Source organism: Peptoniphilus senegalensis JC140 (genome assembly GCF_000321025.1).
GTDB classification, from domain to species: domain Bacteria; phylum Bacillota; class Clostridia; order Tissierellales; family Peptoniphilaceae; genus Peptoniphilus_A; species Peptoniphilus_A senegalensis.
In genome coordinates this window covers 381,706-388,898 of the sequence record NZ_HE610718.1, presented here as the reverse complement: position 1 = coordinate 388,898, position 7,193 = coordinate 381,706, and the positions used below count along the sequence as shown (strand labels likewise).

Below are 7,193 nucleotides of genomic sequence, written 5' to 3'. Positions count from 1 at the left end.
ATACTTGACTTTTGTTAGCAGGTTTTTATTCATGAATGATTGTTAATATAACCTTTAATACATAAAAACAAAAATTTTAATATTTGTCCCATAAATATAGAATTGTGTCCCGATTTGTGATATAATAATAAAGAAATTAGGAGGTATGGCAATATGAAAAAACAAAATGTTTTGAATTTAATAAAATACCATGTGGAAAGGAATGAAAATTCCTTTAGAAATGAGGCTATAGCAATAGCAAGATATTTTGATAGCATAGGAGATTATCAGTTATCTGAATATATTATGGGGTTAATATCTGAATCAAATTTATATTCACCACAAAGTAGTGATTTTGAAAGTGAGTTTTTAAAGCAAGTTGAAATAAGAAATTTAGAGGCTTTAAATTTACCGCTTGAAATAACAGAGGATATAAAAGGTATTATTAATGCTGTAAATCATAATGTTGGTATTAATAAATTTTTATTTGAAGGATTACCGGGAAGTGGGAAAACAGAAGCAGCAAAAAATGTTGCAAGATTGTTGGATCGCTCTCTTTTTAGAGTGGATTTTGAAAATTTGATAGATAGTAAGTTGGGGCAGACTAATAAAAACATTATAAAAGTCTTTAAAGAAATAAATATGCTTCCAAATGCGAATAAAATAGTAGTTTTATTTGATGAGATTGACGTTATCGCTCTGGATAGAATTAATTCTAATGATATTAGAGAGATGGGAAGAGTAACATCTACAATTTTAAGAGAATTAGATAGATTAACAGATCTTAATAAAGAGATAGTGCTTATTGCAACAACTAATCTATATTCAAATTTTGATAAAGCATTAATTAGGAGATTTGATGCTGTTATTAATTTCAATAGGTATAGCGATGAGGATTTAATAGAAGTTGCTGAATATTACTTTTCTTCTTTTATCAAGAATTTTAAAGGAATATCAAAAGACACAAGATTATTTAAAAAGATATTGAAAATAGCAAAAAAAATACCTTATCCTGGAGAATTGAAAAACATTATAAAAACATCACTTGCATTTAGCGATGTTGATTCTGAGTATGATTATTTTAAGAGATTATATAATAGCTTGATAGGAAATCTGGATCACAAGGATATAAACCAGCTTCATGAGGAAGGCTTCACTGTAAGAGAAATAGAAAAATTAAAAGGAGAGTCTAAAAGTTCTGTCTCAAGAAAGTTAAAGAAGGAGGAAGTAGATAGTGAATAATGTCTTGGAATTAAAAGGGAAACGCTTTGTACAAGCCAGTAAAAATGGTAATCGTGGTGGTGTATCCATGAATGGGAGGATGGAAGTCAGTACAGAGCATTTATTAAGATTAAAAGCTCAGCTAATCCAGATTAAAGAATTTTGGGATAAAGAAACAAAACCGTTTGAGGGTATTTTGGTTAGTGTTTATTATAATAAGATTGTTGCGAAAAGTAATCGAATTGCTGGACTTTTTAAAGGGACATATTCTAATGAAGCAATTGTTGGAGCAAAATTTAATTCAAATCAGAGTAAGCATATAATAACATATTTTCTTGATGAAGATGATTTAACTAAAAGTATAGAGTTAATTGTAAATACTTCAAATATATTATCTCAAAAATTTAGAGGAAATATCAGCAAGAGCGAATTTAAAGACAAAAGTATTGTTAATTCGGAGGTTTTTAAAAAACTTTCTGTTAGTATGTCTACATTTAAACAGGTGATTGCAGATGTATCGTATATTGATTCTTTTGAGGTAGAGTTACCTATGATAGATATAAAACAGAGTATTATAACTTTGTATGATGTAAGAAAAGATACAAAATTATTATTTGAAAGATTAGGGATAGATATTTTAAGTAGCAGAATTTTAGATAATCAAACTGTTTACTTAGACGAAAAGCAGGTAGAACTACTTTTAGTAAAAGCACCTTATCTTGTTTCAATGGCAACCGTTGATTTGTCAAGTTTATCACCTGATGATTTTACCAATGAGCATCAAACAAAAATGATAACTATACCATCCCCAACTATTGAACCAACAATTGGGGTGATAGATACCTTATTTGATGAAAGTGTTTATTTTAGTGATTGGGTTGAATATCATGATATGGTCTCAGAAGATATACCAAAAAATCCAAAAGATTATAATCATGGGACAGCAGTATCTTCCATTATTGTTGATGGAGCAAGATTAAATCCTTGGCTGGATGATGGCTGTGGAAGGTTTAAAGTTAGGCATTTTGGAGTAGCGGTAGGTGCTGAATTTTCTTCATTTTCAATAATAAAGAAAATAAAGAGTATTGTGGTAAATAATTCAGATATAAAAGTCTGGAATATTTCACTTGGTAGTAATCAGGAAATTAATGACAACTTTATTTCTGCTGAAGCTGCAACATTAGATAAAATTCAGTTTGAAAACAATGTAATATTTGTTGTGGCAGGGACAAATAAACCAAGTGCAGATATAGTAAAAATAGGATCTCCAGCAGATTCTGTTAATAGTATAGTTGTAAATTCAGTTAGTAAGAATGGTCTGTCTACTAAATATGCTCGTAAAGGATTGGTATTATCTTTTTATGCAAAGCCTGATGTGAGCTATTATGGTGGCAGTGAAGAAGAGTACATTAGGGTTTGTGAACCTTTAGGGGCTGCGAGTGTTGCTGGTACTTCTTATGCTGCACCGTGGATTGCGAGAAAATTATCTTATTTAATTGATGTGATAGGATTTAATAGAGAAGTTGCAAAAGCCATTATTATTGACGCTGCAAGAGGTTGGGATGAAAAACCGACTCCTGAGGAAGTTGCTTTATATGGGCATGGAGTTGTACCAATTCATATAAACGATATTATTCAAACAAAAGATGATGAAATAAAATTTGTGGTATCAGACGTTAGTGAAAAATGGAATACTTATAGCTACGATTTTCCAGTGCCTCTAAAGGATAATAAGTATCCATATATTGCAAAGGCTACTATGTGTTATTTTCCATTGTGTGATAGATTGCAAGGTGTTGATTATACAAATACAGAATTGAATTTGCATTTTGGTCGAATAGGAGATGATAAAAAAATCAAGGATATTAAGGGTGATAAACAGAATACAGAAGACACATTAGATGGAGAAAGAAATTATCTTTTGGAAGGTAAAGCTAGAAAACAGTTTAGAAAATGGGATAATGTTAAGTATATCGCAGAGAGTGCTACAAAAAGAATGATACCAAAAGACTCTTATAAAAATAAAAACTGGGGTATGGAAGTAAAGACAAATAACCGACTAGCTCCCCAAGATGGCGTAGGAGTTAGGTTTGGTGTTGTTGTAACACTCAAAGAAATGAATGGAGTTAATAGAATTGATGAATTTATCAGAAATTGTACATTAAATGGTTGGTTAGTAAATTTAATTGATGTTGATAATAGAGTAGATATTCATCAAAAAGTTAATGAAGAAATTAAGTGGGAGTAATAATGAAAGTGTAGGGATATAAGTGTTAGAAAATATAGGAATTAATTTGATTAGCAGTGGAATTTGTTTTTTAATTGGTATATTTGCAGCTAATTATAGAAGAATAGGGTTGTTTGTAAAATCGTTGATGCATCGGAGCGAAGATATTAGGTTTAGCATTGCGTATTTATATAAAATAAAAATAGATGATAAATATCTTTTAATTAAGGGAAGTAAAATAGAACAACTGCAACCTGTTGGTGGAGTATATAAGGTTTGTAGTTCGTTTAGTACTATTGAAAGGAAATTGAATATTATTTTTGAAAATAAACGAGGGTTTTATGAAAAAGAAGATTTAAGATTTTGTACCAAAGGAAAAAATATTAGCAAAGTTCTAAATTGGTTTGATAGTAGAGAAAATAGGGAAGTAGCGGTATATAGAGAGTTTTATGAAGAAATTATAAAAAATAACATATTGCCTATAGAAGTTCTAAGTAGCATGAGAATAGAATTTTTAAAGCAAATAAAACCTAAAATGGCTTATTCTAAGCATTTTAAAAAGAATGAAATATTATTGTTTGATATTTATGAGATTCATTTAACAAATGAATATATTGATATGATATATAAATATGTAAAAGAAGAGAATGATTTAATTAAGCTTGTAGATAGAGAAGACATTGAAAAGGAATGTGTTGATATAAGAGGAAAATCATTTAAAATAGGAGCCCATTCGCAATATATTATTTAAGAAGAGAGGAGGAATAAAATGAAAAAATTTGAAATGTCGAAGGAGATAAAAGAGCTTATTAATGAAATTGATGTTTCTGAATCAAATTACGAAAAAGCATCAAACAGGTATAAGGCAATTGCAAACTATATAAAAGAATCTGACCTAGCAGAATATAGTCCGGATATTTACCTACAAGGTTCTATTAAATTAGGAACAGCAATTAAACCTCTTACTGAAGAAGGGGCGTATGATATAGATATTGTCTGCAATCTGACTAAAAAAAGAAGACATTACCAGACTCAAAGAGAATTAAAAGACGAACTTGGAAAAGTAGTTAAAAATTACTCGTTAAAGCATAGTATGGAAAATTTTCCAAAAGAAAGCAATAGGTGTTGGACATTAAACTATGTAGATGAATCAAATTTTCATATAGATATTTTACCTGCTGTTCCTTGGAATGATACGGATGATGGAAATATTGCAATTTCAGATAAAAGAAGTGGTAACTATGATAATATAACATTTGACTGGGAAGTTAGTAATCCTAAAAGATATTCCGATTGGTTCAAAAAACAAAGCGATTTTCAAATGATAAAAGAATCATATGCTAAACGATTTTATGCAAAGATAGAAGAAATTCCAGATTATAAAATAAAAACTCCATTACAAAGAATTGTGCAATTATTAAAGAGACATGCAGAAGTTATGTTTGAAGATGATATGGAACAAAAACCGTCTTCTGTTATAATTACTACTTTGGTTGCAAAAATTTATCCTAAATGTACGATTATTAGTGAGGATTTTAAAACATTATTATTGAATGTAGTTAAAAATCTTTTGAGCGGAATTGAATATGAAAATGAAAATCCTTGTATTTATAATCCGGTTAATGGAAAAGAAAAATTATCTTTGAAATGGGATAAGGATAGAAAATATTTTGAAAGTTTTTTGAAGTGGTATGATCAACTTAAAGTTGACTTTAGCGTAGATAATAAAGCATTGTCTTTAAATGAGAGTTTGTTTTATATACAGAGAAGTTTGCGTAAAAATATTAATGAAATTGGAATTTCGTTAAATTCTTTAAGTCATCATCAAAAACCTAAATGGAAAATATCAAGTATTGCTAAGACTGACGTAGAGATAAAAGCATATTATAGTTGGCATGGTTTCAGATTCAAGAAAATAAAAAGTGGTGAAGCTTTGAATAAAAAAGGAAAACTTAAATTTGAAGTTAATGCACTTACACTTAATATAAAAGACTATGATATATACTGGCAAATAACCAATACTGGTTACGAAGCAATCAATGCAAATTGCTTAAGAGGAGACTTTTATAATTCTAAGCTTGAACAAGGAAAAAGAATAAGAACAGAAGAAACTTGCTATGCAGGTAGACATTATGTTGAGGCGTATTTAGTAAAAAATGGTATTTGTTATGAGAAAAGTAAACCTTTTGAAGTTAATATAATTGATGGTCTTACTTTTGAGTGGTTTAATACCAAAAAAATTAAGAGGGTAGTGTATGCCTGATACAATTATAAATTGGTTATTTGGATTAGTTAAAACAATACCTGAAGATATTATTAAAACGCTGATATTAGGTTTTTTAATTTTAGTTCTAAGAATACTTGTTGACAAAATTAAATTTTTAAATTCCAAATTTAAAAATTTAATAGTAATGATATTTAGTACAAATATAGAAATATCTACAAAAACTTCTTTTATTGATTCTCCAGAATATAATTATGTTTCAAAAAGAAAAAAGGAATATGTATACAGTCAAAATTCGAGTGATAATGATGTATGGGGAATTATTATTGTAGGAGCATTGATTGCTTCTATAATTGTTAATTTTTTTAAAGAATATGTAGAGTATATATCTTTGTTCTTAAAGTGGTTTGGGCTTATACCTTTAATATTATCTATTATATTTTTATTTATTATATCTTTTAGCAAGGAAGTTCAAAAAGTTACCGTTAAATTTATTATTGTTTCAATAGTTGTTTCCACATTAACGTTGTATTATGGATTTAACATTAAGGAAATGGTGGTAACAATGAGTCCGTCAATAGTTGATACAAGAAAATTTTTTATATCAGTATATAAAATTTTAGGTGTATCTATAGGAGTAATTCAACAAATGATATCTTATACCTTATTGTTGCGTGTATTCAGTGTCTATATTGATAGAAAAAAGAAAAATCCGATACAAGTAATTCGCAAATTTATTTCTAAAACAAAACGATTTGAATCGGTTTCTTTTCTCAGTTTTTTGGTAATATTGTTTTCAGTTTTATCATATTTACTGACTTTAAACGCTGTTCATAATTTTTTGTTGAGATAATAGAAAAACTCAAAAGTTTATCTCTTCATCTCCTTACCCATATAAATTCCATAATTTTTTCGTATCTTATAAAGCTCGTCCATAGTAGATTTTGAGGAAGAATACTTTTGCATAAGGGTATTCTTTTTTTCTTGTAATTTATCAAGCTCAGCTAAAATATCCTTTGAATTTGGGAGTTTGGAATAGGATTTTTTAAGCTCAGAGAGAGCATTTTCATATAGGGCAATTTGAGCTTTGTACTCTTCAAAAAACGCCTTGTCAGACGGATTAGCAGTATATTCCTTGTAGCACGCTCTGTATTTTTTAACGGTATGAACTTGCTCCATAGTGGTGGAAAGCTTCTGCATTTCCTTATCAATAGCCTTGATTTTCTCTTGTATATTTTGCCTTTCATCGGCTGCTTTTTGAATATACTCGTCAAGCTGTTTAACGGATTTAATGCCATGTTCTCTGATATAAATAACAGACTCAGCCATTGTATGAAGGTTATGTTTGGTTGCCCAATATTCGTAGCCTTTGCTTTCCTTTACCTTTGCAATGGTGCTCATGTCAATAACATTGCCGATGCGTTTTTTGACGGCAGGAGTCTTGATAAACTCTCTTTCTACAATTCGTTCTTTTAATCTTTCTTCGGTATAATCTTCTCCGATTGTTTTAGATCTTGTAAATCTCGGCTTATCTTTCGGTTT

5 protein-coding genes and 1 pseudogene are annotated in these 7,193 nt (G+C 29.1%); 5 read left to right on the top strand and 1 reads right to left on the bottom strand.

From position 1 onward, the window contains the following. The first annotated feature begins 153 nt into the window (after positions 1-153). Genes PTSHG_RS06140 through PTSHG_RS06120 form a run of 5 tightly spaced genes read left to right on the top strand, consistent with a single transcriptional unit; the run spans position 154 to position 6,504 of the window. A complete protein-coding gene (locus tag PTSHG_RS06140; protein WP_019108015.1) occupies positions 154-1,221 on the top strand; it encodes an ATP-binding protein in 1,068 nt (355 codons plus the stop codon). Further along, a complete protein-coding gene (locus PTSHG_RS06135) occupies positions 1,214-3,448 on the top strand; it encodes a S8 family peptidase (RefSeq protein WP_019108014.1) in 2,235 nt (744 codons plus the stop codon). Before PTSHG_RS06140 ends, PTSHG_RS06135 begins: the two co-directional genes overlap by 8 nt. A 22-nt stretch (positions 3,449-3,470) precedes the next feature. Next, entirely contained in the window at positions 3,471-4,178 is a 708-nt protein-coding gene (locus PTSHG_RS06130; protein WP_019108013.1) for an SMODS-associated NUDIX domain-containing protein, read from the top strand. A gap of 18 nt (positions 4,179-4,196) precedes the next feature. After that, on the top strand, positions 4,197-5,690 hold the full coding sequence (locus PTSHG_RS06125; protein ID WP_019108012.1) for a nucleotidyltransferase: 1,494 nt from the start codon (positions 4,197-4,199) through the stop codon (positions 5,688-5,690). Continuing rightward, positions 5,683-6,504, top strand: a complete 822-nt coding sequence (locus PTSHG_RS06120; RefSeq protein WP_019108011.1) for a hypothetical protein — start codon at positions 5,683-5,685, stop codon at positions 6,502-6,504. Before PTSHG_RS06125 ends, PTSHG_RS06120 begins: the two co-directional genes overlap by 8 nt. A 17-nt stretch (positions 6,505-6,521) precedes the next feature. On the opposite strand, the pseudogene PTSHG_RS09315 reads toward PTSHG_RS06120, so the two are convergent. Further along, positions 6,522-7,193 (bottom strand): annotated as a pseudogene (locus tag PTSHG_RS09315) (relaxase/mobilization nuclease domain-containing protein); the annotation flags it as partial.